Source organism: uncultured Sphingomonas sp., from assembly GCF_964244265.1.
Lineage (GTDB): Bacteria > Pseudomonadota > Alphaproteobacteria > Sphingomonadales > Sphingomonadaceae > Sphingomonas.
On record NZ_CAXTHV010000002.1, the window covers coordinates 39305 to 61591 of the forward strand.

Annotated in this window: 22 protein-coding genes; 9 read left to right on the forward strand and 13 right to left on the reverse strand. The window is 67.4% G+C overall.

The window, feature by feature from the left end; translation table 11 throughout:
• Positions 1-219 precede the first annotated feature (219 nt).
• Both ACFE7K_RS01155 and ACFE7K_RS01160 read left to right on the forward strand, forming a co-directional pair.
• Entirely contained in the window at positions 220-1602 is a 1383-nt protein-coding gene (locus tag ACFE7K_RS01155) for a DNA recombination protein RmuC (protein WP_375396319.1), read from the forward strand.
• 6 nt (positions 1603-1608) lie between these two features.
• The gene (locus tag ACFE7K_RS01160; protein WP_375396320.1) at positions 1609-2313 is read left to right on the forward strand and encodes a hypothetical protein; all 705 of its coding nucleotides are present in this window, start codon (positions 1609-1611) and stop codon (positions 2311-2313) included.
• Positions 2314-2364: 51 nt separating this feature from the next.
• Here the strand turns inward: ACFE7K_RS01160 and ACFE7K_RS01165 are convergent, their stop codons facing one another.
• The 7 genes from ACFE7K_RS01165 to ACFE7K_RS01195 form a co-directional block, all read right to left on the reverse strand.
• Positions 2365-3159 carry a TrmH family RNA methyltransferase gene (locus ACFE7K_RS01165; protein ID WP_375396321.1) on the reverse strand — a complete coding sequence of 265 codons (795 nt, stop codon included), beginning with the start codon at positions 3157-3159 and terminating at the stop codon, positions 2365-2367.
• Between the two features lie 6 nt (positions 3160-3165).
• Positions 3166-3435: an HPr family phosphocarrier protein gene (locus tag ACFE7K_RS01170; protein WP_375396322.1), complete on the reverse strand. Its 270-nt coding sequence runs from the start codon at positions 3433-3435 to the stop codon at positions 3166-3168.
• Positions 3435-3842 (reverse strand): PTS sugar transporter subunit IIA, encoded by a 408-nt coding sequence (locus ACFE7K_RS01175; protein ID WP_375396323.1) that lies wholly within the window; start codon positions 3840-3842, stop codon positions 3435-3437. The genes ACFE7K_RS01170 and ACFE7K_RS01175 overlap by 1 nt, the downstream gene beginning before the upstream one ends.
• A gap of 10 nt (positions 3843-3852) precedes the next feature.
• Positions 3853-4773: an RNase adapter RapZ gene (gene rapZ, locus ACFE7K_RS01180; protein WP_375396324.1), complete on the reverse strand. Its 921-nt coding sequence runs from the start codon at positions 4771-4773 to the stop codon at positions 3853-3855.
• Complete coding sequence (locus tag ACFE7K_RS01185) at positions 4770-5204, reverse strand: HPr kinase/phosphorylase (protein WP_375396415.1); 435 nt, start codon at positions 5202-5204, stop codon at positions 4770-4772. Before ACFE7K_RS01185 ends, rapZ begins: the two co-directional genes overlap by 4 nt.
• 71 nt (positions 5205-5275) lie before the next feature.
• Positions 5276-6856 carry an ATP-binding protein gene (locus tag ACFE7K_RS01190; protein ID WP_375396325.1) on the reverse strand — a complete coding sequence of 527 codons (1581 nt, stop codon included), beginning with the start codon at positions 6854-6856 and terminating at the stop codon, positions 5276-5278.
• Positions 6825-7532: a response regulator gene (locus ACFE7K_RS01195; RefSeq protein WP_375396326.1), complete on the reverse strand. Its 708-nt coding sequence runs from the start codon at positions 7530-7532 to the stop codon at positions 6825-6827. Before ACFE7K_RS01195 ends, ACFE7K_RS01190 begins: the two co-directional genes overlap by 32 nt.
• Positions 7533-7692: 160 nt before the next feature.
• Between ACFE7K_RS01195 and ACFE7K_RS01200 the strand changes: the two genes are divergently transcribed.
• Complete coding sequence (locus ACFE7K_RS01200) at positions 7693-9306, forward strand: phosphoenolpyruvate carboxykinase (RefSeq protein ID WP_375396327.1); 1614 nt, start codon at positions 7693-7695, stop codon at positions 9304-9306.
• A 96-nt stretch (positions 9307-9402) separates the two neighbouring features.
• Positions 9403-9765: a hypothetical protein gene (locus tag ACFE7K_RS01205; protein WP_375396328.1), complete on the forward strand. Its 363-nt coding sequence runs from the start codon at positions 9403-9405 to the stop codon at positions 9763-9765.
• 79 nt (positions 9766-9844) lie between these two features.
• Here the strand turns inward: ACFE7K_RS01205 and ACFE7K_RS01210 are convergent, their stop codons facing one another.
• Positions 9845-10285, reverse strand: a complete 441-nt coding sequence (locus ACFE7K_RS01210; protein ID WP_375396329.1) for an NfeD family protein — start codon at positions 10283-10285, stop codon at positions 9845-9847.
• Entirely contained in the window at positions 10282-11259 is a 978-nt protein-coding gene (locus ACFE7K_RS01215) for an SPFH domain-containing protein (RefSeq protein WP_375396330.1), read from the reverse strand. Before ACFE7K_RS01215 ends, ACFE7K_RS01210 begins: the two co-directional genes overlap by 4 nt.
• A gap of 128 nt (positions 11260-11387) precedes the next feature.
• Between ACFE7K_RS01215 and guaB the strand changes: the two genes are divergently transcribed.
• From guaB to ACFE7K_RS01230, 3 genes are read left to right on the forward strand one after another with little or no spacing between them, the layout of a single operon-like run.
• A complete protein-coding gene (gene guaB, locus ACFE7K_RS01220; protein ID WP_375396331.1) occupies positions 11388-12845 on the forward strand; it encodes an IMP dehydrogenase in 1458 nt (485 codons plus the stop codon).
• Positions 12842-14017, forward strand: coding sequence for an RsmB/NOP family class I SAM-dependent RNA methyltransferase (locus ACFE7K_RS01225; RefSeq protein WP_375396332.1), 1176 nt, complete (start codon positions 12842-12844; stop codon positions 14015-14017). Before guaB ends, ACFE7K_RS01225 begins: the two co-directional genes overlap by 4 nt.
• Positions 14018-14049: 32 nt before the next feature.
• Positions 14050-14562, forward strand: coding sequence for a hypothetical protein (locus ACFE7K_RS01230; RefSeq protein ID WP_375396333.1), 513 nt, complete (start codon positions 14050-14052; stop codon positions 14560-14562).
• 3 nt (positions 14563-14565) lie between these two features.
• Here ACFE7K_RS01230 and rsmA read toward each other — a convergent pair whose 3' ends face one another.
• The 4 genes from rsmA to ACFE7K_RS01250 form a co-directional block, all read right to left on the reverse strand.
• Positions 14566-15378, reverse strand: a complete 813-nt coding sequence (rsmA, locus tag ACFE7K_RS01235) for a 16S rRNA (adenine(1518)-N(6)/adenine(1519)-N(6))-dimethyltransferase RsmA (RefSeq protein WP_375396416.1) — start codon at positions 15376-15378, stop codon at positions 14566-14568.
• Between the two features lie 15 nt (positions 15379-15393).
• Complete coding sequence (gene pdxA / locus ACFE7K_RS01240) at positions 15394-16398, reverse strand: 4-hydroxythreonine-4-phosphate dehydrogenase PdxA (protein ID WP_375396334.1); 1005 nt, start codon at positions 16396-16398, stop codon at positions 15394-15396.
• 7 nt (positions 16399-16405) lie between these two features.
• On the reverse strand, positions 16406-17698 hold the full coding sequence (locus ACFE7K_RS01245; RefSeq protein ID WP_375396335.1) for a peptidylprolyl isomerase: 1293 nt from the start codon (positions 17696-17698) through the stop codon (positions 16406-16408).
• 138 nt (positions 17699-17836) lie between these two features.
• A complete protein-coding gene (locus ACFE7K_RS01250; protein WP_375396336.1) occupies positions 17837-20083 on the reverse strand; it encodes an LPS-assembly protein LptD in 2247 nt (748 codons plus the stop codon).
• Positions 20084-20267: 184 nt separating this feature from the next.
• Between ACFE7K_RS01250 and ACFE7K_RS01255 the strand changes: the two genes are divergently transcribed.
• Together ACFE7K_RS01255 and ACFE7K_RS01260 are read left to right on the forward strand one after the other, a co-directional pair.
• The gene (locus tag ACFE7K_RS01255; protein ID WP_375396337.1) at positions 20268-21737 is read left to right on the forward strand and encodes a leucyl aminopeptidase; all 1470 of its coding nucleotides are present in this window, start codon (positions 20268-20270) and stop codon (positions 21735-21737) included.
• Entirely contained in the window at positions 21737-22177 is a 441-nt protein-coding gene (locus ACFE7K_RS01260; protein ID WP_375396338.1) for a DNA polymerase III subunit chi, read from the forward strand. Before ACFE7K_RS01255 ends, ACFE7K_RS01260 begins: the two co-directional genes overlap by 1 nt.
• The last annotated feature ends 110 nt before the right edge of the window (positions 22178-22287 follow it).

Genomic DNA, 22287 nt, shown 5'->3' on the forward strand with positions numbered 1-22287 from the left:
TCATGAACCAGCCGACGCGGTCCGTGACCCGGTGCGCTTGCGCTCGGATCCCGTGACTTTCGTGAACTTTGAGTCTGATCCACGTTCGTGGAAGCGGTGCCGGCCCGCTCCCCCACCCGACTGCCCAATCAGGATACGTTGTGGGCGGTCGGGTGGGGGAGCGGGCCGGCACCGCCCCGACTCAGCTTTGCTGAATCACACGCCGGAAATCGCGCGCCAATGATCGAGACGATCGCGCTCGGCTTGCTGGCCCTGGCCGTGGGCGCCGCGATCGGCTGGCTGGTCGCGTCGCGCGGCGGCGTCGCCGAACTGGCCGCTGCCCGGGTCCATGCCGACCAGCACGACCTGACCCGCCGGTTGCTGGCGGAGGTAACCGGCGAACGCGACGCCGCGATGCGCGGGCTCGATGCCCAGCGCGCCACCGCCGCCGAGCGCGAGGCGGGGTTCGAGGCGCGGCTGGCCGAGTTGGTCGCCGCCAAGGAAGCGCTGGCGAGCCAATTTGCCGAGGTCGGGCAGAAGCTGCTCGACGAAGCGCAGGAGCGTTTCCTGAAGCGCGCCGACGAACGCTTTCGCGAGTCGGAGGCGACCAGCGGCCAGCATCTGAAAGCGCTGCTCCAGCCGGTGCATGAGCGGCTCGAACGCTATGAGGAGGGCGTGGCCAGGGTCGAGGCCGAGCGGCGCAACGCGTTCGGCACGCTCCACGGCCAGATCGAAGCGATGCGTACCGGCCAGGAATCGGTCCGCGCCGAGGCATCGAAGCTGGTCAACGCACTGCGCAATGCCCCCAAGGCGCGCGGCCGCTGGGGCGAGCAGCAGCTCAGGAACGTGCTCGAAAGCTGCGGGCTGAGCGAGCAGGCCGATTTCCAGACCGAGGTCAGCGTCAATGACCGGGACGGCGGCCGCCTGCGCCCCGATGTCATCATCCGCGTGCCGGGCGGCAATGCGCTGGTGATCGACGCCAAGGTCTCGCTCAACGCCTATCAGGATGCATTCGGCGCGGTCGACGATGCCGAGCGCATCATCGGCCTGACCGCGCACGCCGCGGCGATGCGCGCGCATGTCAATACGCTTGGCGCCAAGGCCTATTGGAGCCAGTTCGAAAACGCCCCCGATTACGTCATCATGTTCGTGCCCGGCGAGCATTTCCTGGCGGCCGCCCTCGAACAGGATCCGAACCTGTGGGACTTTGCGTTCGACCGCCGCGTGCTGCTCGCGACCCCCACCAACCTGATCGCGATCGCGCGCACCGTCGCGGCGGTGTGGCGGCAGGAAAAGCTGGCGGGCGAGGCGCGCCAGATCGCCGATCTCGGAAAGGACCTGTACGCGCGGATCGCGGTGATGGCGGGGCATGTCGCCAAGCTGGGCCGCAACCTCGGCCTGGCCAACGATGCGTATAATTCCTTCATCGGCAGCCTGGAGACACAGGTCCTCACCCAGGCCAGGCGGTTCGAGGCGCTGAATGTCGACACCGGTGCCCGCCTGGTCGAATCACCCCCGGCGATCGACCAGGCGCCGCGCCCCCTGACCAAGCTTGCGTCGGCCGTGGAGATGTCGGATCGTACGATGCCGGGGCGCGAATCCGTGCTCGGCTCGTTGGAGTAGGCGGACATGGCGATGCGTGGGAAGCTGCTGGCTGGATTGGTGATGACGCTGACGCCCGCCATCGCCGGCGCGCAGATGAACACGTTGGTCAAACCCGATGGGAGCCCGCATGCGCAGGAAATGACCGATGCCTATCAGGCGATCCTGGAGCGCCAGCCGGCGCGGGCGGTCGAGTTGATTACCTCGGTCATCGCCGATTTCGAGAAGAGCTATGCCGGCGAGAAGCGCCAGATCTTCTGCGCCGTGAGCGAAGCGCAATCCGCCGCTTATCTGACCGCGGCGAAGGCGGCCAATCGCGAGGCGGTTGCGATCGAGCCCGGCTGGTGCCGCGCCCAATATATCAACGCCTTCGCGCTGGTCGACCTCGGCAAATTGGACGAAGCGGGGGCGGCGTTCGAACGCCTGCTGACGTTTGCGCCGCGCAATTCACGCTACCTCAACGAGCTTGGCTATGTGTACCAGGCACAGAAGAAATGGGATCTCTCGCTCGACGCCTATCGTCGCTCGGAAATTGCCGCCGACCTGGCACCGGACGACGTGGTCAAGGAGCGGTGCGTGGCGTTGCGCGGGCAGGGCTATGACCTGGTCGAGCTGGGCCAGCTGAACTATGCCGAGGCGGCCTATCGCCGATGCCTGGCGATCGCCCCAGACGACAAGAATTCGAGGAACGAGCTGCTGTACATCGAGCAACAGCGCAAGAAGACGATCTGAGCGGGGTGGGGAGCGGGCCGGCACCGCCTTGGTTCAGTTCGGCTGACCAAGTCAAAGTCCTGCCAGCACCTCATATGCCGTCACCGCGGTGGCGACCGCTGCGTTCAGGCTGTCGGCGCGCCCCAGCATCGGCAATTTGACCAGGAGATCGCATTCCTCCTCGAACGTCGCGGGCAGCCCCTGCGCTTCGTTGCCGGTGAGCAGAAATGTCGGGGCAACGTAGGAGGCGCCGCGATAGCCGGCATCGCTGTTTAGCGAGAGACCGACCAATTGCCCCGGCCCCGAGCGCAGCCATGGCAGGAACTCCGCCCACCGCGCCTGAACGATCGGTACGGTGAACAGCGCGCCCATGCTCGCGCGCACCGCCTCGACCGAAAACGGATCGACGCATTCGTCGACCAGGATGAGGCCGCCGGCACCGACCGCGTCGCCGGTGCGAAGAATCGTGCCGAGGTTGCCCGGGTCGCGCAGCCGCTCGGCGACCAGCCAGATGGGCGACGTCGCGCGGTCGAGAGCGGCAAGCGGCGTGATGAACTCGGCGAAAATGCCGACGACCGCCTGCGGATTGTCCTTGCCGCTCAGCTTGGCAAGGATGTCGTGGCTGGTCTCGATCGCCGCGCCGCCTTTTGCCTCGACCGTTTCGATCAACGCCGACACCAGCGGGTGCGCCGCGCTGTCGGCGGCGTAGAACAGCTCGATCGGCAACCGCCCGCTGTCGCGCGCCTCGGTCAGGATACGCAGCCCTTCGGCCAGGAACAGCCCCTCCTGCCGGCGATGCCGTTTGTCGCGCAACGACCGTGCGCGCTTGACCAGCGGATTGCCGAAAGCGGTTATCTGGCGCGGCACTGCATTCTATTCCTCGCCGAACTTGGCCTCGACCAGCTCGACCAGGGTCGCCACCGCGCTCTGCGCGCCTTCGCCCTCGGCGCTGATGACGATCGTGTCGCCCATCGCTGCGCCCAGCATCATCAGCCCCATGATCGACGTGCCCGTGACGAGCGACCCGTCCTTTTCGACCGCGATCTCGACGGGCTGGGTCGAGGCGAGGGTGACGAACTTGGCGCTGGCGCGCGCATGGAGCCCGCGCCGGTTGGTGATCCGGACCCGCCGCTCGGCACGCATCAGGCAGCGGCCTCGCCGAGCACTTCGGAGGCGACCGAGATGTATTTGCGCCCGGCTTCGCGCGCTGCCGCAACCGCGTCGACCACCCTCATCGATTTGCGTGCCGAAGCGAGGCGGATGAGCATTGGCAGGTTGATACCGGCGATCACCTCGACCCGCCCGCGTTCCAGCAGTGAGATGGCGAGGTTGGACGGTGTGCCCCCGAACAGGTCGGTAAGCAGGATCACGCCGCCGCCGGCGTCCACCGCGGCGATCGCGGCGGCAATGTCGGTGCGGCGCGATTCCATGTCGTCGTCGGCCCCGATCGCGATCGCCGCGACCTGCGGCTGCGCCCCGACCACATGCTCCATCGCCGTCACAAACTCGGCCGCGAGCCTGCCGTGCGTCACCAATACCAGCCCGATCATGCTGCGACCACTACCCCAAACCGCCGGCCGGCACACCCTCCAGAGTGTCCTGCGCCGCCGCTCCCAAGTCCCGATGCGAGATGGTGGGCGAAAACCCCGCGGCGCGCAACCGTCGCGCGACGTGGTCGGCGACGTGGACCGAGCGATGCCGGCCGCCGGTACAGCCGAACGAGACCGTGACATAGGACTTCCCCTCCGCCCGGTAACGCGGCAGCAGCAGCAGCAGCAGGTCCTCGATGCGCCCGACCGCCTCCGCAAAGGCGGGGTCGGCGGCGATATAGGCGGCCACGTCGCGGTCGAGACCGGTGCCCGGCCGCAATGCCTCGTCCCAATGCGGATTGCGCAGGAAGCGCATGTCGAACACCAGGTCGGCATTGCGCGGAATGCCGCGCGAGAAGCCGAACGACGTCACCGCGAGCGTCGGCTCGCCCAGCCCATCGCCGCCGAATGTCGCACGCACCTGCTGGGCCAGCGTGTTTGCGGTCAGATCGGTGGTGTCGATCAGCCGGTTGGCCCAGCGCCCGAGCGGCGCCAGCAACTCGCGCTCGCGGGCGATGCCGTCGCTTGCCGGCCGGTCATTGGCCAGCGGGTGACGGCGTCGCGTCTCCGAATAGCGCCGCTCCAGTTCGCCGCCCGCGCAATCGAGGAACAGCGTGCCGATATCATAGCCGTGATCGTCGCGCAGCGCCTTGATCCGCCTGACGATCTGGTCGGGGTCGAAGTCGCGCGTACGCGCGTCGATGCCGAGCGCCAGGGGGCGCGGGCGTATTTCGGCGCCCTCCGGCAGGGGCGAGCCGAGCAGCCGGTCGAGCAGCCGCAGCGGTAAATTGTCCACCGTTTCCCAGCCGAGGTCCTCCAGCGTCCTGAGCACCGTCGACTTGCCGGCTCCCGACATCCCGGTGACCAGCAGGATCTCCTGGGCGGTGTTCATCGCTCGACTATTCCCGGCTGAACAGCGCCAGCGAGCGCTAGCTCGACCGTGATCGGCGCGGACGCGGCCCGCGCGTCGACCGCCACCATGCGGACCGGAACGCCCGCGATGCTGCGCCGCATATCGCCAGGCGGCAGGCGCTCGGGCGTATCGGTCAGCATGACGAGCAAGACGATCTCCACGCTCTCGCGGTGCGGCATGGCGACGATGCCCAGGCCGCGCACCTCGATCCGCCCGGCGATCGTCACCGGCGCGCGCGCCATCAGCCGGCAATCGCATGGCCGCAGCCGGGTGTAATCGTCGCTGACCAGCACCGCGCCGCGATCGATCAGGCGCAGCGCCAGATCGGACTTTCCGGCTCCCGAATCGCCTGCGATCAGCACGCCATGATCACCGATCGCGACGCAGGTTACGTGCAGCACCCGTTCGATCGCCTCGCTCTCCCGCCCGGCCGGATCGAGGACAAGAGCATCGGAAAGCCGGGTCGGGTGGGGCGGGGCGCTCAAACTATCCTCCTACCGGCAGGCACCAGCGGCAGGCGGACGACGAACACGGCACCGCTTCGTCCGTCCTCCCGCGCTTCCACGGCGATCGTCCCCTGATGCCCTTCGACAATCGTCCGCGCAATGGCCAGGCCCAGTCCGGAATGCTTGCCGAACGCCTCGTCATGGGGACGAAGCGACTGGAACCTGCGGAAAATCGCCTCGCGGGATTCGCCGGGCACGCCGGGGCCTTCATCCTCGAACCGGACGATCATCATCCCGGCCGCAGCATTGGACGAGACGGTGATCAGAGCAGCGTCCGGCGAAAAGGAGATTGCATTGTCGAACAGGTTTTCGAACACCCGTTCGATGCGGGTCGCCTCTCCCATCACCTGGCCCGGCGTTGTCGGATCATGGTTGAAGCGGATATGAATGCCGCGCGTTATGCCACGCGCGACCCGCTGGTCGATCAGCGCGGTGATCATCGCCGGCACGTCGACCTGCTCGAATTTGGCGCGGCTCAACTGCGCGTCGAGCCGCGAGGCTTCGGAGATGTCGGTGATCAGCCGGTCGAGTCGCAGCACGTCGTCGTGAACGATGCCGAGCAGGCGCTCCTGCAGGGCGGTGTCCTTGACCGTGGACAAGCTCTCCACCGCCGAACGCAGCGATGCCAGCGGGTTCTTCATCTCGTGGGTCACGTCGGCGGCGAACGCCTCGGTCGCATCGATTCGTGCGCGCAACGCCTGGCTCATGTCCGACAGGGCGCGCGCCAGGCTGCCGATCTCGTCACGGCGCGTCGGCAGGCGCGGCACCACCACTTCGCGCGCGCGCCCCAGCCTGACGCGGACTGCGGCGCGCGCCAGGCGGCGGAGCGGCCGCACGATGGTCCGCGCCAGGAACAGCGACAGGAGGATCGACACGATGCTGACGATCAGCAGCACGATCGACAGCCGGAACCGCTCCAGCCGGACGGTCTGGGTGATGTCGCGTGCGTTGACCGTCGTCATCACCACGTCGCCATCGGCCAAGGCGGCGGCGGCGGTGATTACCGGCGTACGGTCGGGTGCGCGCCAGATGGTGGCGGGCGCCGCGCCCCGGACCCGCGTGGCCCGGACATCAGGCCATTGTCCGCCATCCCCCCGCTCGCGATACAAGGGCGCGCGCGGCGCGCCCACGACGGTATCGATTACCGCATCGAGGAAGCGGGCGGCACGTTGTCCCGTGCCCTGCTTGTCGGGATCGCTGAGCACGAAATTGCGCAGGCCCATCCGGCGGGTGTCCGAACCCAGCGCGCCGCCGGCATCGAACAGCCGCAACCAGGTGCCGGTATCCCGCGCCAGCCGGAGGGCGAGCGCGTCGCGCCGGTCGGTCGGCACCGCGCTCATCGCCACGGCGATCAGTCGCGCCTCGCGGCCGGCCTGGGCGCTGCGATTGTCGAGGATGCGGCTGCGGTACGAATCGAGGTAGAAGAATCCGCCGGCCAGCAACGCCAAAGCAAAGATGTTGAGCGCCAGGATGCGGGCCGTCAGCGAGACCCGCCCAGACCAGCGCAGCGTCAGCTCGCGATCGTCACTCTTCGGAGAATCGGTAACCGGCACCATAAAGCGTTTCGATAGCGTCGAAGTCCGGATCGACCTCGCGGAACTTGCGGCGGACGCGCTTGATATGGCTGTCGATCGTCCGGTCATCGACATAGATGTCGTCATGATAGGCGGCATCCATCAGCTGGTTGCGCGTCTTCACCACGCCGGGACGTTGTGCCAGCGTCTCGAGGATCAGGAACTCGGTGACGGTCAGCGTGACGTTGGTTCCGTTCCACGCCACGCGATGGCGCGCGGGGTCCATCGTCAGCCGGCCCCGCTCGATTGCCGATGCCGCAGGCGCGCCATCGTCGCTATTCGACACATGGCTCAATTCGGCGCGGCGCAGGATCGCGCGGATCCGCGCGATCAACAGGCGCTGGCTGAACGGCTTGGCGATGTAATCGTCCGCACCCATGGCGAGACCCAGCGCCTCGTCCAGCTCGTCGTCCTTGCTGGTCAGGAAGATTACCGGGACGACGCTCTTCTCGCGCAGGCGGCGCAGCAGTTCCAGGCCGTCCATCCGCGGCATCTTGACGTCGAAGATCGCCAGATCGGGGGGATTGTCGATCAACGCCTTCAGCGCGCTCTCGCCGTCCGAGTAAATCCGCGTCAGGAACCCCTCGGCCTGCAACGCGATCGACACCGAGGTCAGGATATTACGATCGTCATCGACGAGCGCGATGGTAGCCGTCATCGGCGAGGGGCCCCGAAAAGATGGTGTAACGCACTAGGACATTCCCGGGACACCCTCAACAACACTCGTATTTGACCGCCCGGTGCATGGACGATATGCGCTGGGCCGATAATACTGTCGGTAATGCGGCATTTACGTGTTGTTCACCTGGGAGAGTAACGTGGTCGATAGGGTTCCGGCAAAGGGTCTAGAGGCGCAGGGCATTTCGACAGCCGCCAAACTCTACTGGAACCTCGAGACCCCGGCGCTGGTCGAGCATGCCATCACGCGCGGCGAGGGCATGCTGGCCGCGGACGGTCCATTGGTGGTGAACACGGGTCGCTATACCGGCCGTTCGGTGCAGGACAAATTCATCGTCCGCGATGCCGAGACTGAATCGACGATCTGGTGGGGCAAGAGCAACAAGGGCATGGCGCCCGAGCATTTCGCCGCCTTGAAGGAAGACTTTCTCGCCGCCCTCGGCAAGCAGCAAACATTGTTCGTTCAGGACCTGTACGGCGGATCGCAGCCGTCGCACCGCGTCAATGTCCGTGTGATTACCGAGTTCGCCTGGCACAGCCTGTTCATCCGCACGCTGCTGGTGCGTCCGCTGCCCGCCGAGCTCGCCGGTTTCGGGGCCGATTATACGATCATCGACCTTCCCAGCTTCCGCGCCGACCCTGCGCGCCACGGTTGCCGCACGGAAACGGTGATCGCGGTCAATTTTACCGAGAAGCTGATCCTGATCGGCGGCACCCAATATGCCGGCGAAATGAAGAAGTCGGTGTTCGGCCTGCTCAATTACCTGCTGCCGGCGGATGGCGTGATGCCGATGCATTGCTCGGCCAATATCGGGCGGGAGGGCGGATCGGCGGTCTTCTTTGGCCTGTCGGGTACCGGCAAGACGACTCTGTCGGCGGACGCCAGCCGCACGCTGATCGGCGATGACGAGCATGGCTGGTCTGACGACGCCGTGTTCAATTTCGAGGGCGGTTGCTATGCCAAGATGATCCGTCTGTCGGCCGAGGCCGAACCGGAGATCTTTGCCACCACCAAGCGGTTCGGCACGGTCCTGGAAAACGTCGTGATGGACCCGGACACGCGCCGGCTCGACTTTGACGATGCCAGCCTGGCCGAGAACAGCCGCGGCGCCTATCCGATCGACTTCATCCCCAATGCCTCGGCCGCCAACATGGGCCCGGTCCCCCGGAACCTGGTGATGCTGACCGCCGACGCTTTCGGCGTGCTGCCGCCGATCGCCAAGCTGACGCCCGAGCAGGCGATGTACCATTTCCTGTCTGGCTATACCGCGAAGGTCGCCGGGACCGAGATCGGCGTGACCGAGCCGGAAGCGACCTTCTCGACCTGCTTCGGCGCGCCGTTCATGCCGCGCCACCCGTCGGTCTACGGCAATCTGCTCAAGGAGCGGATTGCCAAAGGCGGGGTCGATTGCTGGCTGGTCAACACCGGCTGGTCCGGCGGCATGGCGACCATGCCTGGTATCAAGCGCATGCCGATCAAGGCGACCCGCGCGCTGCTCAACGCGGCGCTCGACGGTAGCCTGAATCAGGTCGAATTCCGCACCGATCCCAATTTCGGGTTCCAGGTGCCGGTGGCGGTGCCGGGCGTGGAGCCGTCGATCCTCGACCCTCGCGAAAGCTGGGCGGACAGCGCCGCTTATGACGAGACCGCCGCCAAGCTGGTCGACCTGTTCGTCGACAATTTCGCGCAATTCGCCGAGCATGTCGACGAAGGCGTGCGCCAAGCCGCGCCCCGGACCGCCGCTCACGCTTGATCCACGCGCAGCCCGGCCGTCGGGATGCCGCTTCGCCGTCGGTGACGCTATGGCTATGGCTGGCCGCTCATTGCGCCCCATCCGAAAGGTTAACTGATGTCGATGCTTGACGGGATCCTCGGCCAGATAAATTCGAACCTCGACATCAGGAACCTGGCCGCCAAGGTCGGCCTGACGCCCGAGCAGGTCGAGGGCGCGCTGCTGGCGCTGGGCAAGGCACATCCGGCGCCCGGCAGCACGGTCGATACCGCGGCGGCCGAAACCGGTCTGCCGAAGTCGATCCTCGATCAGATCGTCGCGCATATCGGCGGCGAGGCGGCGCTGGGCCAGGTCGCCGGTATGCTGGGCGGCGCGGGCGGTGGCGACCTGATGGGCAGGCTCGGCGGGATATTGGGTGGCAAAGGCGGTGCCGGGGGCGGCCTGGCCGGTCTTGCCGGCGGCCTGTTCGGCAAGAAGTAAGGAATATACGGCTTGGCATCTGTTTGAAAACGTGTTGAGGGCACGAAACTCGCTCTTCCGCGCGGTTCCAAACAGGCTCTCAGGCCGGCTCGACGACCAGTTCGCCGCCGCTCTCGCCGACCACCCGCATCCTGGTGCCACCGACGGCATCGGGGCCGCGCGCCGGCCACACGCCGTCCGCGACCCGGACGCGACCCACGCCATTGACGATCGGCTCGGTGACCTCGACCAGTTCGCCGACCAGCCGCGCCGCGCGGTTGTTGAGCAGCGGGTCGGCGCTGGGCACCGGGCTGCGCCGGTACCAGCGATAGCCCATCGCCACCGCACCCGTGGTCGCCACCGCGAACACGATCACCTGGACGAACAGCGGCGCCCCGACCGCCAGGGTCACGACGCCGGTGACCGCGGCCCCTGTCGCCAGGAAGATCAGGAAGAAGCCCGGCGCGACCAGTTCGGCCAGCGCCAGCACCAGTGCCCCCGCCAGCCACAACAGGGCCGGGCTGCTCAGCCAGACCGTCATTGCTGCTGCTGCTCGAACGGCCCGGGCACGCGTGGCGGCTTTGGCGGGGCGGGGGGCGGCCCGTTGCCGAACGCCTCGCGCGCCAGCTCGCCGATCCCGCCCAGCGTGCCGATCAGCTGGGTCGCCTCGACCGGGAACAGGATGGTCTTGGCGTTGGGGCTCGTGGCGAACTTGGCGACCGCGTCGACATATTTCTGCGCGACGAAATAGTTGATCGCCAATGCGCTGCCGGTCTCGATCGCGTCGCTGACCATCTTTGTCGCCTTCGCCTCGGCTTCGGCGGCGCGTTCGCGTGCCTCGGCGTCGCGGAACGCGGCCTCGCGGCGCCCTTCCGCCTCCAGGATCTTCGACTGCTTCTCGCCCTCCGCACGCAGGATCGCACCGGCCCGCGCGCCTTCGGCGTCGAGGATGTTGGCCCGCTTCTCGCGCTCGGCCTTCATCTGGCGGCCCATCGCATTGACGATGTCGGCGGGCGGCCGGATGTCCTTGATCTCGACGCGGGTGATCTTGACGCCCCATGGCGTCGTCGCATGATCGACGACGTTGAGCAGCTTGACGTTGATCTCGTCGCGCTTCGACAGCGTCTCGTCGAGATCCATCGAGCCCATCACGGTGCGCAGGTTGGTCGTGCACAATTGCATCAGCGCCGTGTAGAGGTCGGACACCTCATATGCTGCCTTGGCGGCATCGAGCACCTGGAAGAACACGACGCCGTCGGTCGAGATCATCGCATTGTCCTTGGTGATGATCTCCTGCTGCGGGATGTCGATCACCTGCTCCATCATGTTGACCCGCCGGCCGACGCGATAGAAGAATGCAGGGTAGAAATTGAGGCCTGGCCTGGCGACCACGGTGAAGCGGCCGAAATGCTCGATCGTATAATGATAGCCCTGGCGCACGACCTTGATGCTGGTCATGAAATATACCGCGACCAGCGCGAGCGCCAGGAAGGCGAGCGTCAATCCCATCGTCATTCCCCTCCGATTGTCCGGTGATGCTAGCACGCCGCACGGGCCGATGCATCATGTCTGCACCCTAGCGCTCCCCTGCGCTCGCGTTTACATGGACCGCCACCGTTCGATTCGACAGATTGGCGCTTTCCATGGACATCCGGCTCGGCCTGACTTTCGACGATGTCCTGCTGTACCCGGCCGAATCGGACATCCTGCCGAGCATGGCGAATACCGCGACGCAGCTGACCCGCGGCATCGCGCTCACCATCCCGATCATATCGTCGGCGATGGACACCGTGACCGAGGCCGACATGGCGATCGTCATGGCGCAGCTCGGCGGCATCGGCGTGCTCCACCGCAATCTCGAGGTGCTCGAGCAATGCGACGCGGTCCGCGCGGTCAAACGGTTCGAGAGCGGCATGGTCGTCAACCCGATCACCATCCAGCCGACCGCAACGCTGGCGGAGGCGCAGGCGCTGATGGCGCGGCATCGGATCAGCGGCATCCCCGTCGTCGAGTCGAGCGGACGGCTGGTCGGCATCCTGACCAACCGCGACGTCCGCTTTGCCGAGAACCCGCGCCAGCCGGTCAGCGAGCTGATGACCCGCGACAATCTCGTCACCGTTGGTGTCGGCGTCGGCCAGGACGAAGCGAAGCGGCTGCTCCACCAGCGCCGGATCGAGAAACTGCTTGTGGTCGACGATGCCTATCGCTGCGTCGGGCTGGTGACGGTCAAGGACATGGAAAAGGCGGTCACCTATCCCGACGCGACGAAGGACGCCGCCGGGCGGCTGCGCGTCGCGGCGGCGACGACGGTGGGCGACAAGGGGTTCGAACGCACCGTGTCGCTGGTCGATGCCGAATGCGACCTCATCGTCATCGATACCGCCCATGGGCACAATAACGACGTCGCGCGCGCGGTCGAGCGGGTCAAGAAGCTGTCGAACTCGGTTCAGGTCGTCGCCGGCAACGTCGCCACCGCCCAGGCCGCGCGCGCGCTGATCGACGCCGGCGCCGACGCGATCAAGGTCGGCATCGGCCCGGGATCGATCTGTACGACGCGGGTCGTGGCGGGGGTCGGCGTGCCGCAGCTGACCGCGGTGATGGACTGCGCCGACGAGGCGCGCAAAGCCGGCGTCCCGGTGATCGCCGATGGCGGCATCCGGACGTCGGGCGACATCGCCAAGGCGCTGGCGGCGGGCGCATCGTCGGCGATGATCGGGTCGCTGCTGGCCGGCACCGAGGAGGCGCCGGGCGAAACCTTCCTCTATCAGGGCCGCGCGTATAAATCGTATCGCGGTATGGGATCGGTCGGGGCGATGGCGCGGGGCTCGGCCGACCGCTATTTCCAGCAGGACATCAAGGACCAGCTCAAGCTGGTGCCGGAGGGCATCGAGGGCCAGGTGGCGTTCAAGGGACCGGCGCGCGACGTCATCCACCAGCTGGTCGGCGGGGTGAAGGCGGCGATGGGCTATACCGGATCGCGGACGATCGAGGATCTCCAGCGCCGTGCGCGCTTTGTCCGGATCACCGGCGCGGGCCTCAAGGAAAGCCACGTCCACGACGTGACGATCACGCGCGAGGCGCCGAACTACCCGACGCGATGACGCCCGGCGCACGAGTCCGGGCGGCGATCGAACTGCTTGACCAGATCATCGACGCGGCGCGGGGCGGCGGGGCCGCCGCGGACACGCTGGTCGCCAGGTATTTCGCCACGCGGCGCTATGCCGGGTCGAAGGATCGGCGCGCGGTGCGAGAGCTGGTCTATGCCGCGATCCGGCGGGCAGGGGAGATGCCGGCGTCGGGCCGGGCGGCGATGACCGGGCTGGTACGAGACGATCCCGCGCTGGCTGCCGCCTTCGACGGATCGGCACACGGGCCGCGACCGATCGATGACGAAGCGCCAGCGGCAGCGGGGATTGCGCCCGACTGGCTGGAACGGCGGCTGGCGGCGTCGGGGATCGATGGTGTCGAAGCATCCACGCTGGTCGGTCGCGCGCCGCTCGACCTGCGCGAAAACCGTCTCGCGGCCGGCTACGGCACCTTCGACCATGCCGGGGCGCAACGCATACCCCATGTTCCGGCGGGCTGGCGCTTGCCCCCCGGCACCGCGGTGGAGGCGAGCGATGCCTTTCGCACGGGGCTGGTCGAGGTCCAGGACGCCGGCAGCCAGTTGGTCACCCTGGCGAGCGGCGCCGCGCCCGGCATGACGGTCATCGATCTCTGCGCCGGCGCGGGCGGCAAGGCGCTCGCGCTGGCGGCAATGATGGACAATCGCGGATCGATCCTGGCAACCGACACCGATCGCGGACGGCTGTCGCGACTGGCGCCCCGCGCCGCGCGGGCCGGCGCGGCGATCATCGCCGCGCGGCTGCTCGATCCAGGTCGCGAGGCGATGGTGCTCGACGATTGGCGGGGAAGTGCCGACATCGTGCTGATCGATGCGCCCTGTTCGGGCACCGGCACGTGGCGGCGCAACCCGGAGGCACGCTGGCGGCTGAGTCCGGCGCGGATCGATCGGCTGGTCGGGACCCAGGCGCGGCTGTTGCGGATCGGCGCCGACCTGGTCCGGCCGGGCGGCGCGCTGGTCTATATAGTCTGCTCGCTGCTGGACGAGGAAGGCGCCGCCCAGGTTGCTGCGTTGATCGACGAGCAACCCCGGTGGACCCCCGAAATGACGATGGCGACCGGCCGGTCGCGTGGCGCCGGCGTGCGACTGACGCCGGCGCATGACGATACCGACGGCTTTTTTGTCGCGCGGCTCGTCCGCCGATGCTAGTCGGCGGCGTTGTGCCCCGCCTGGAGACGATCATGCGCTTTTTGCCCGTCGCTGCCGCCATCGCGCTCGCCGCGATCAGCGTGTCGACCTCGCTCAGCGCCCAGCGCGCGGACACCGCGATCGATCCCCGGTCGATGGCGCTGCTCAACCGGGGCAAGGCGGCGGAGGCGGCCGGCAATCTGCCAGGCGCGACCGACCTGATCGAGAGCGCGCTGGTGGTCGACCCGCGCAATCGCGGGGCGTTCCTCGAACTGGCCGTCCTCGCCGAAAAGCAGCAATTGCCGGGCAAGGCGATCCGCCTCTATCGCGAGGCGCTGCTGCTCGAGCCCAATGATGTCGCTGCCTTGCGCGGCCAGGGGGAGGCGATGGTCACGAAGGGCGCGTTGGGCCCGGCCAAGGAGAATCTGGCGCGGATCAGGACGCTGTGCGGCAAGAAGGCCTGCCCGGAGGCAACCGCCTTGGCCGCGACGATCGCAAAGGGTCCGCCGCTTGCCGCAATCGCCCCGACCAAGGTGCCCGACAAGCCCGATGCCGCCAAGGAATAGCGTCTATAGGGCGCGGGCCAGCGCGATGAACTCGGCGACCGACACCGTTTCCGCCCGTCGTGCCGGATCGATCCCCACGACGCCCAGCGCCGTGATCGCGCCTGCCATGCCCTTCAGGCTTTGCCGCAGCATCTTGCGGCGCTGCCCGAATGCGGCCGCGGTCAGCCGTTCCAGCGTGGCGAAGGCGACGCCGTCGGGCGGCTCGGCCGGCACGATATGCACGACGGCCGACATCACCCTGGGCGGCGGGGTAAACGCCGAACGATGGACGGTCATCGCGATCCGCGCGGTCGATCGCCACTGCGCCAGCACCGACAACCGGCCGTAAGCGCCGCTACCCGGCGCCGCGACGATCCGCTCGGCGACCTCCCGCTGGAACATCAGCGTCAGCGATTGCCACCACGGCATCCATTCGGCCGACAGCCAGAGGACGAGCAAAGCAGTTCCGACATTATAGGGCAGATTGGCGACGATATGTGGTCGGCCCGCAAACAGCGGCACGGCATCGACCGCCAGCGCATCCCCCGCGATCACCCGCAGCCGCCCCGGGCAGGCGTCGTCAAGCTCGGCCAGCGCGGGCAGGCAGCGGCGGTCACGTTCGATGGCGACGACGCGCGCGCCGGTCCGGAGCAGGGCGCGGGTCAGCCCGCCGGGTCCCGGCCCGATCTCCAGCACTTCGGCGCCCGACAGGTCGCCGGGCACCGCGGCGATCCGCGCAAGCAACTGCCCGTCGAACAGGAAGTTCTGGCCGAGTGCCTTGGATGCTGACAGGCCGTGGCGCGCAATGACCTCGCGCAGCGGCGGCAGATCGGACACGCTCACGCTTGCCGCTCAAGCCTGATGATAGTCGGCGCGGCGCCGGGCGGCCTCGGCCGCCATCCGGATAGCCGCGATCATCGCCCCTGGTTCCGCACGATCCCGGCCGGCAATGCCAAAGGCGGTGCCGTGATCGGGCGAGGTACGCACGATTGGCAGGCCCAGCGTGGTGTTGACGCCTTCATCGAAATGGAGCGTCTTGATCGGCACCAGCGCCTGATCGTGATAGCAGCAGATGGCGACATCGAACATTGCCCGCCCGCGCTCGTGGAACATCGTGTCGGCGGGAAAGGGGCCGCTGGCGTCGATGCCTTCGCCGCGCAACACTTCGATCGCGGGGATCAGGATGTCGATCTCCTCGCGCCCGATCGTGCCTTGCTCGCCGGCATGCGGATTGAGCCCGGCAAAGGCCAGGCGCGGCGCGCCAATACCGAAATCGCGGATCAGCGCGCGCGCGACAACGCGCGCCTTGGCCACCAGCAGGCCCGGCGACAGCAATTCCGCCACCTGCGCCAGCGGAACGTGCGTGGTTACCGGCACGACCCGCAGCGTCGGGCCCGCCAGCATCATCGCCGTCTGTTCGGCCGCCACGCCGACCCGTTCCGCGACGAACTCGGTCTGCCCGGCATGGGTGAAGCCAATCTGGTAGAGCTGGGCCTTCGATACCGGCGCGGTGACCAGCGCGCCGGCGGCGCCCGATCGGGTGAAGCCCGTCGCCATCTCCAATGCGTGAAGCGCGCAACGTGCCCCGTCCAGGTCGGGATAGCCCGGCACGATCTCCCCGCCATCCTCGACGGTGAATACCGGAAGCGCCGTATCGAACGCCGCCGTTGCCGAACCGGGCGAATCGATAGGCGCGATGGGGCCATCCCATACCCGCCCGACCGCGCGCGCATCGCCGATCACGAAAAAGGGCGGCAGGCCTGCTTCCTGCCGCCGCAACCAGGCCTTGGCGATGATTTCCGGGCCGATGCCCGCCGGATCACCCATCGAGATGGCCAACGGGAAAAGCGTGGCCATCGGTCCCCTATCGATATTCGATGATGGCGTCGCGCCGCAGGTCGCGCAGGATCTGTTGCGCGCGCAGGTTCACGCGTTGCTGCTCGAGCTGGCCCTGCACCTGCTCGGCGGTGGGCAGCGATCCGCCGGCAACGTCGTCGCGGCCGCACAGCACCAGCGTGCGTACGCCATCGGTCGCCGATCCGAACGGCGGCGACGCCTGGCCGACCTGCAACTTCACCATGATTTCCTGGAGCGGGCCGGGCAGGTCGCGGATCGTGATCTGATCGTTATCGACGACTTCGGCGCCGATGCCCGCGGCCGCCTTGGCGACGCCGCCGCAACCGTTGATCCCCTGGACCACCTTGGCGAAGTCGGCGGCACGGACGCTCGCCTGCGCCTCGGTCGTGCCCGGCGGGAAGCGCAGCGTCATCTGTTTCAGGTTCAGCTTTGCGTCCCGCGGATCGGCGGTCAGCACCTTGCGCTTGTCGACCATGTAGAGGATGGAGAAGCCGCCGGGCACCTCGATAGGCCCGGCGATCTGGCCGACCTGCATATCCGCCGAAGCGGTTGCCAACTCGGTCGGCAATTGCGCACCCCGCACCCAGCCCAGGTCGCCGCCGACGCCCTTGGTCGTCGCTTCCGAAAAAGTCCGGGCATAATATTCGAACGGCGCCTTGCCCGTCTGCATCTCCTGGATCAGCCCGCGGCCCTTGCTGAACACCGCGGGCGCGATGTCGGCCGTCGCCGACATATAGATTTCGCGCAAATGATATTCCTCGGTACCCTTGGCTTCCTCCAGCCGCTTCAGGATTCCGGCGACCTCCTCGTCACCGACGTTGATGATCGGCTCGACTCGACGCCTGAGGTAGCGTTGCCAGGCGAGTTCGCCCTGGATCTGGCGGCGCATCGAGCGATCGGACGACCCGATCGTCCGCAGATAGGCTCTGAAATCGGCGGGCTCTCGTCCGAAATTCTTGGCGACGCGATCGAATGCCTGGTCGATCTCGGGTGTCGTGATGGTGATTTCGTGGGCCTTGGCTTCCTGGATCTGCAGCGTCTCGTCGATCAGCTGCCGAAGCATCTGAAGCTTGAGCTGTTCGAGATCCTTGGCGTCGAGCTGGAGCTGGTTGGCCGAAACGATGAGCGCCACGCGCTGGTCGACATCGGTACCGGTGATCACGGTATCGTTGACGATCGCGGTCGGCTTTCGAACATTGGGATCCAGCTTGCCGAAAATGGTGAGATTGGTCGGCAGGTCCAGATTGGTTTCCGGTACCGCCCGGTCGCCGACCGTCTGGGCGATCACCGCGCCGGTCATCGATACAGCCGCAACGCTGATAAGAAATCGAACCACGCGGCCCGAGTTAAAAAAGCTATCCACTAATCCGCTACCTCATCACGCGCAGGCGTGCCCGCCAACATCTGCGCCAATGTTACCATCGTGATGAACGATTGCTTAGCGGCCAAGGTTCTTGAACGCCAGCGTCAAGAGGAAACTGTTGCCGCGGCGGGCGTCGCCGGTGTCCTGATAGTCGCGTTTCCAGGTCAGGCCGAGGCGGAGGCAATCGTCCTCATAGGCGAAACCCAGCCGATGGCGCACCGGATCGAAGCCATCGGCGACCGATGTCGGATCCTCATTGCGGTCGGTCAGGTCGACCGTCGCCGAGCCAAAGATCGACCAGAATTTGGCGAAAGCCACCCGTCCGCCGATGCGTGCCTCCTCGCGGTCGCGCAAATCCTCCAAGGACGCCGTGATGTTGCGGTTGAGCCGAAGATAGCCGAGCAACAGGTAGGTGCGCTTGCTGCCGACCGTCGCGTCGAGCTCGTTGCGGCGAATCGCCAGGCCATCCTTGTCGAGGCGATAGCGGTGGATCAGCGAGACGAAGTCGCGGAACCGCACTTCGGTCCGGCCGACTATGTCCGAGAAGCGATCGGTGAAGCCGGTGCCGTCCGGCAGGATCGAGGGGCGGCTGGACAGGCGATAGCTCTGCCCGACGGTAGCGTCCCACGACAGACCCGGGAGATCGACCGCCCAGTCAACGCCGTAGGTGAAGCGCGTCGAATCCTCCCACCGGTCATAGCCGGGGAAACGATTGAGCGCGAACAGGTTGGAATCCTCCAGGTCAACCGCCCGGGCGTCCTCGTTGGGCACCCGCAGATTGGCGATCCTTGGCGAGGCGACGACCTGAAAGCGCGGTGTCAGCCGCTGGGTCCCATGCAGGAAGGCACCGACTAACGGCCATTTGACGTCGACCGCCAGCGCCGCGATGCCGCGCACGTTGACGCCCGCCTCGCCGCGATAGCTCGCGACCGTCGTCGCGATCGTGTCGCTGGCGTTGTAGAGGTCGCCGCGGGCATAGGCGGTGAGCGTGACCTCCTGGCCCCATGGCGTGATCCGCCGCAAATCCCATTGAGCGCTGGCAAAGGCGCGCTGGGTGTCCTGGCCCTCGGTGCGGGCGATCGCCAGCGTGTTCAACTGGAGCTGGAGCCGGCCGCCGGCAATGCCGTCGAGCCGACGACGATAGTCGATTTCGGGCAAGGCGATCGGCTGCAATCCCTGGTCGTCGCCGATCCGCAGCGTCTGGATCGCCCAGCCGGTAATGCCGAGATAGCTGCTGGCGTCGATCCGCTCGAGGCTGACGGTCGATCGCAGGCGGTCGTCGCGCGAAATGTCGTAGCGGCGCAGGAAAGTGCGATCCGTCGTGCGCCGGATCGATCCGGACACCGACCATTCCGGGCTCAGCTGGAACCTTCCGACGGCATCGAGATAGCCGCGAAAGGTGGTGCTCGTCCCCGCGTTCAGGTCGGTCAGGTCGTCGCTGCGTGGCGACACGGTGGCATAAGCGGTGACCTTGAAGGCGCCCTTGGTGGTCAGTGCGCTGTAATCGGCCTGCAGCATCGGCGCGACCGAGGTGAACACCCGGGGCGTGATCGTCAGCCCGCGATTGGGCGCCAGCCGGAAATAATAAGGCAGGGCGACTTCAAAGCCGTTGACCCGGCTGTAGCGGATATCGGGTGTCAACAGTCCGCTTTGCGCGGTGCCGCCCACCGGATTGGACAATTTGGGCAGCGGCAGCGTCGCCAGGCCGAACAGGCTGATCCGCGCGCCGGTATAATAGATGCGCTTGCGGTCGGGGCGGTACACGACCTTGACCGCGGTGATCTTCCACGACGGCTCCTTCGGACATCCCGCCGAGTTGGTGACGTTGCACGGCGTGTACGACGCCTCGGACAGGGTCACGACGCCTGCGGGATCGCGGCTGCCTTTGTTCGCCGCCAGACGACCGCCCTGCTCGAGCACGACGAGCATGTTGTCGACCACGCCGTCCTTCAGCGTGTCGGTCAGTTCGATGCGGTCGCCATAGGCCACGTCGCCCTGGGGGTTGGTGACCGCGATGTTGCCGGTGGCGACGACCTGTCCGGTCTTGCGGTTCCAGACGACCTGGTCGGCCCGAAGTTTCTGGCCCTGGCGGTACATCCGGACATCGCCGATGGCGGTCACGACATCGGCGTTCAGGTCATAGTCGAGGTTCCCGGCGGTGAATTGTACCTGGTCCGGATCATCGGGCGGCGGCGTTTCGGCGGGTGGCGGCAGACCGATCGGCCGGTCCTGCAGATCCTGTGCGCTGGCCGGATCGGCGGTCGCCACCAGCACCAGCGCCAGGGCAGCGGCAGAGCCGATCAGGATAACCAAACGCCTCACGATCACTCGACTGCACCCCCGCGCATGATCCGGTCCCGCGCACGATTCGGGACGGTCCGCGCCGCGCGGCCCGTATTGCATCGCCGGCGGCATGCCGCAACGGCGCGACGCTTTGCGTCGCTCGCTTTAGGGCTCTAGAGAGGCGTGGCCGCGCCGTCCCGCGCCATTGTTCCGGGGTTTATCAATGCAGATCGTTCTTGCCATGACGCTTCCTGAGACTGAGGCCGACGCCATGGTCATTCCCGTCGACCGGGGCGGGCTGGTGACGACCCTGGCGGCGACCGACGGGAGCCCCGTCCTGCGCGCCGCTGCGGCCGCGGCGCGCTTTGACGGCGAGACCGGCGCGATCGTTGAGGGCTTCGTGGCAAAAGGCGGCGTCGTCGCCCGCGTCCTGCTGCTCGGCGTCGGCGACGGGAGCGAGGTCGATTGGGAGCGTGCCGGGGGCGCGCTGACGGCGCGGCTGATCACCGGCGCAACATCGGCGGCGGTCGACCTGTCGGCCCTTGCCGCCGCCCCCAGCGCGAACGCGGTCGCACGCTTCGCCGGGGCAATGGCGCAACGGGCATGGCGGTTCGACGTCTATCGTACCAAGCTGCCCGAGCGCTCAAAACCGACCCTCGCCAGTGTGACGATCGTCGGCGCGCCGGACGGCACCGACGCCGCATGGGGCGCAATGCTCGCGGTGACCGGTGGTCTCGACCTGACCCGCATGCTCGTCACCGAGCCGCCCAACGTGATCTATCCCGAAAGCTTCGTCGCGCGCGTGCTGGCCGACATTGACGGCCTTGGCCTGAAGGTTACCGTGCTCGGGGAGGGTGAGATGCGCGAACTGGGCATGGGGGCGCTGCTCGGCGTCAGCCAGGGCTCGGTACGCGACGCGCGGATCCTCGCGCTCAAATGGAGCGGGAAGGGGGAGGGCGATCCCGATGTGGCGCTGGTCGGCAAGGGGGTGACGTTCGATTCGGGCGGCATCTCGCTCAAGCCCGGTGCGGGCATGGAGGACATGAAATGGGACATGGGGGGCGCCGGCGCGGTCGTCGGCGCGATGAAGGCGCTGGCGTCGCGCAAGGCACGCGCGAACGTGATCGGCGTGTGCGGGCTGGTGGAGAACATGCCCGACGCCGCCGCCCAGCGTCCGGGCGACGTCGTCACCTCGATGTCGGGGCAGACGATCGAGATCCTCAATACCGATGCGGAGGGCCGGCTGGTGCTGTGCGACTGCATCACCTGGGTCCAGCACGCACACCGGCCCGGGGTGATCGTCGACCTCGCCACGCTGACCGGGGCGATGATCGTCAGCCTGGGCAGCGAGCATGGCGGCCTGTTCGCCAATGACGATGCGCTGGCCGATCAGTTGCTCGCCGCCGGCCGCGCGACCGGCGACCTGCTGTGGCGGATGCCGATGGGGGACGCCTATAACAAGCTGATCGACAGCCCGATCGCCGACATGAAGAATGTCGGCCCGCGCGGCGCCGGATCGATCACCGCGGCGCAGTTCATCGGCCGCTTCGTCGATGCCACGGTCAAATGGGCGCATCTCGACATCGCCGGCATGGTATGGGCCGACAAGGCCGGTGCAACCTATGAAAAGGGCGCGACGGGCTATGGCGTGCGCCTGCTCGACCGGTGGGTGCGGGACAATTTCGAGGGCTGATGCAGGTCGACTTCTACCATCTGACCACGATGCCGCTCGATCGCGTTCTGCCGCGCATCGCCGAGCGCGTGCTGGAAGGAGGAGGACGGCTGGTCGTGGTCAGCGCCGACGAACGACAACGTAGCGCGCTCGACCGCCTGCTCTGGACCTATTCGGCCGACAGCTTCCTGCCGCACGCCTTGGCCGGCGGCGATGCCGATCATCGCCAGCCGGTGCTGATCGCCGGCGACCTGGCAGCACCCAATCAGGCGCGCCATGCCGCGATCGTCGACGGAGAATGGCGCGACGCGGCGCTGGCATTCGACCGAGCCTTTCATTTCTTCGACGAGGAGTGGATTGCCGCCGCGCGCATCGCCTGGCAGACGCTGGCCGATCGCCCGGACGCGGAGCGGCGCTATTGGAAGCAGAACGATGCCGGACGGTGGGAGCGGCTGGCCTGACCCCGGGCCGGCCGATGACGGCGGCGCCATCGGGCCTGGCTTGCAAACCCGCCGCCTCCCGCCTAGAGGCGCCGCAGTTTTCCGCCATTCTTTGTCCAAGGAGCCCGTGA

Excerpts from the sequence above, each read along its gene's own strand:
- ACFE7K_RS01155 (WP_375396319.1), top strand. The coding sequence starts at position 220 with ATGATCGAGACGATCGCGCTCGGCTTGCTGGCCCTGGCCGTGGGCGCC.
- ACFE7K_RS01215 (WP_375396330.1), bottom strand. The coding sequence starts at position 11,259 with ATGACGATGGGATTGACGCTCGCCTTCCTGGCGCTCGCGCTGGTCGCG.
- ACFE7K_RS01210 (WP_375396329.1), bottom strand. The coding sequence starts at position 10,285 with ATGACGGTCTGGCTGAGCAGCCCGGCCCTGTTGTGGCTGGCGGGGGCA.
- ACFE7K_RS01225 (WP_375396332.1), top strand. The coding sequence starts at position 12,842 with ATGACGCCCGGCGCACGAGTCCGGGCGGCGATCGAACTGCTTGACCAG.
- ACFE7K_RS01190 (WP_375396325.1), bottom strand. The coding sequence starts at position 6,856 with ATGGTGCCGGTTACCGATTCTCCGAAGAGTGACGATCGCGAGCTGACG.
- ACFE7K_RS01255 (WP_375396337.1), top strand. The coding sequence starts at position 20,268 with ATGCAGATCGTTCTTGCCATGACGCTTCCTGAGACTGAGGCCGACGCC.
- rapZ (WP_375396324.1), bottom strand. The coding sequence starts at position 4,773 with ATGAACACCGCCCAGGAGATCCTGCTGGTCACCGGGATGTCGGGAGCC.
- ACFE7K_RS01175 (WP_375396323.1), bottom strand. The coding sequence starts at position 3,842 with ATGATCGGGCTGGTATTGGTGACGCACGGCAGGCTCGCGGCCGAGTTT.
- ACFE7K_RS01170 (WP_375396322.1), bottom strand. The coding sequence starts at position 3,435 with ATGCGTGCCGAGCGGCGGGTCCGGATCACCAACCGGCGCGGGCTCCAT.
- guaB (WP_375396331.1), top strand. The coding sequence starts at position 11,388 with ATGGACATCCGGCTCGGCCTGACTTTCGACGATGTCCTGCTGTACCCG.
- ACFE7K_RS01205 (WP_375396328.1), top strand. The coding sequence starts at position 9,403 with ATGTCGATGCTTGACGGGATCCTCGGCCAGATAAATTCGAACCTCGAC.
- ACFE7K_RS01230 (WP_375396333.1), top strand. The coding sequence starts at position 14,050 with ATGCGCTTTTTGCCCGTCGCTGCCGCCATCGCGCTCGCCGCGATCAGC.
- ACFE7K_RS01160 (WP_375396320.1), top strand. The coding sequence starts at position 1,609 with ATGGCGATGCGTGGGAAGCTGCTGGCTGGATTGGTGATGACGCTGACG.
- pdxA (WP_375396334.1), bottom strand. The coding sequence starts at position 16,398 with ATGGCCACGCTTTTCCCGTTGGCCATCTCGATGGGTGATCCGGCGGGC.
- ACFE7K_RS01260 (WP_375396338.1), top strand. The coding sequence starts at position 21,737 with ATGCAGGTCGACTTCTACCATCTGACCACGATGCCGCTCGATCGCGTT.
- ACFE7K_RS01245 (WP_375396335.1), bottom strand. The coding sequence starts at position 17,698 with ATGACCGGCGCGGTGATCGCCCAGACGGTCGGCGACCGGGCGGTACCG.
- ACFE7K_RS01195 (WP_375396326.1), bottom strand. The coding sequence starts at position 7,532 with ATGACGGCTACCATCGCGCTCGTCGATGACGATCGTAATATCCTGACC.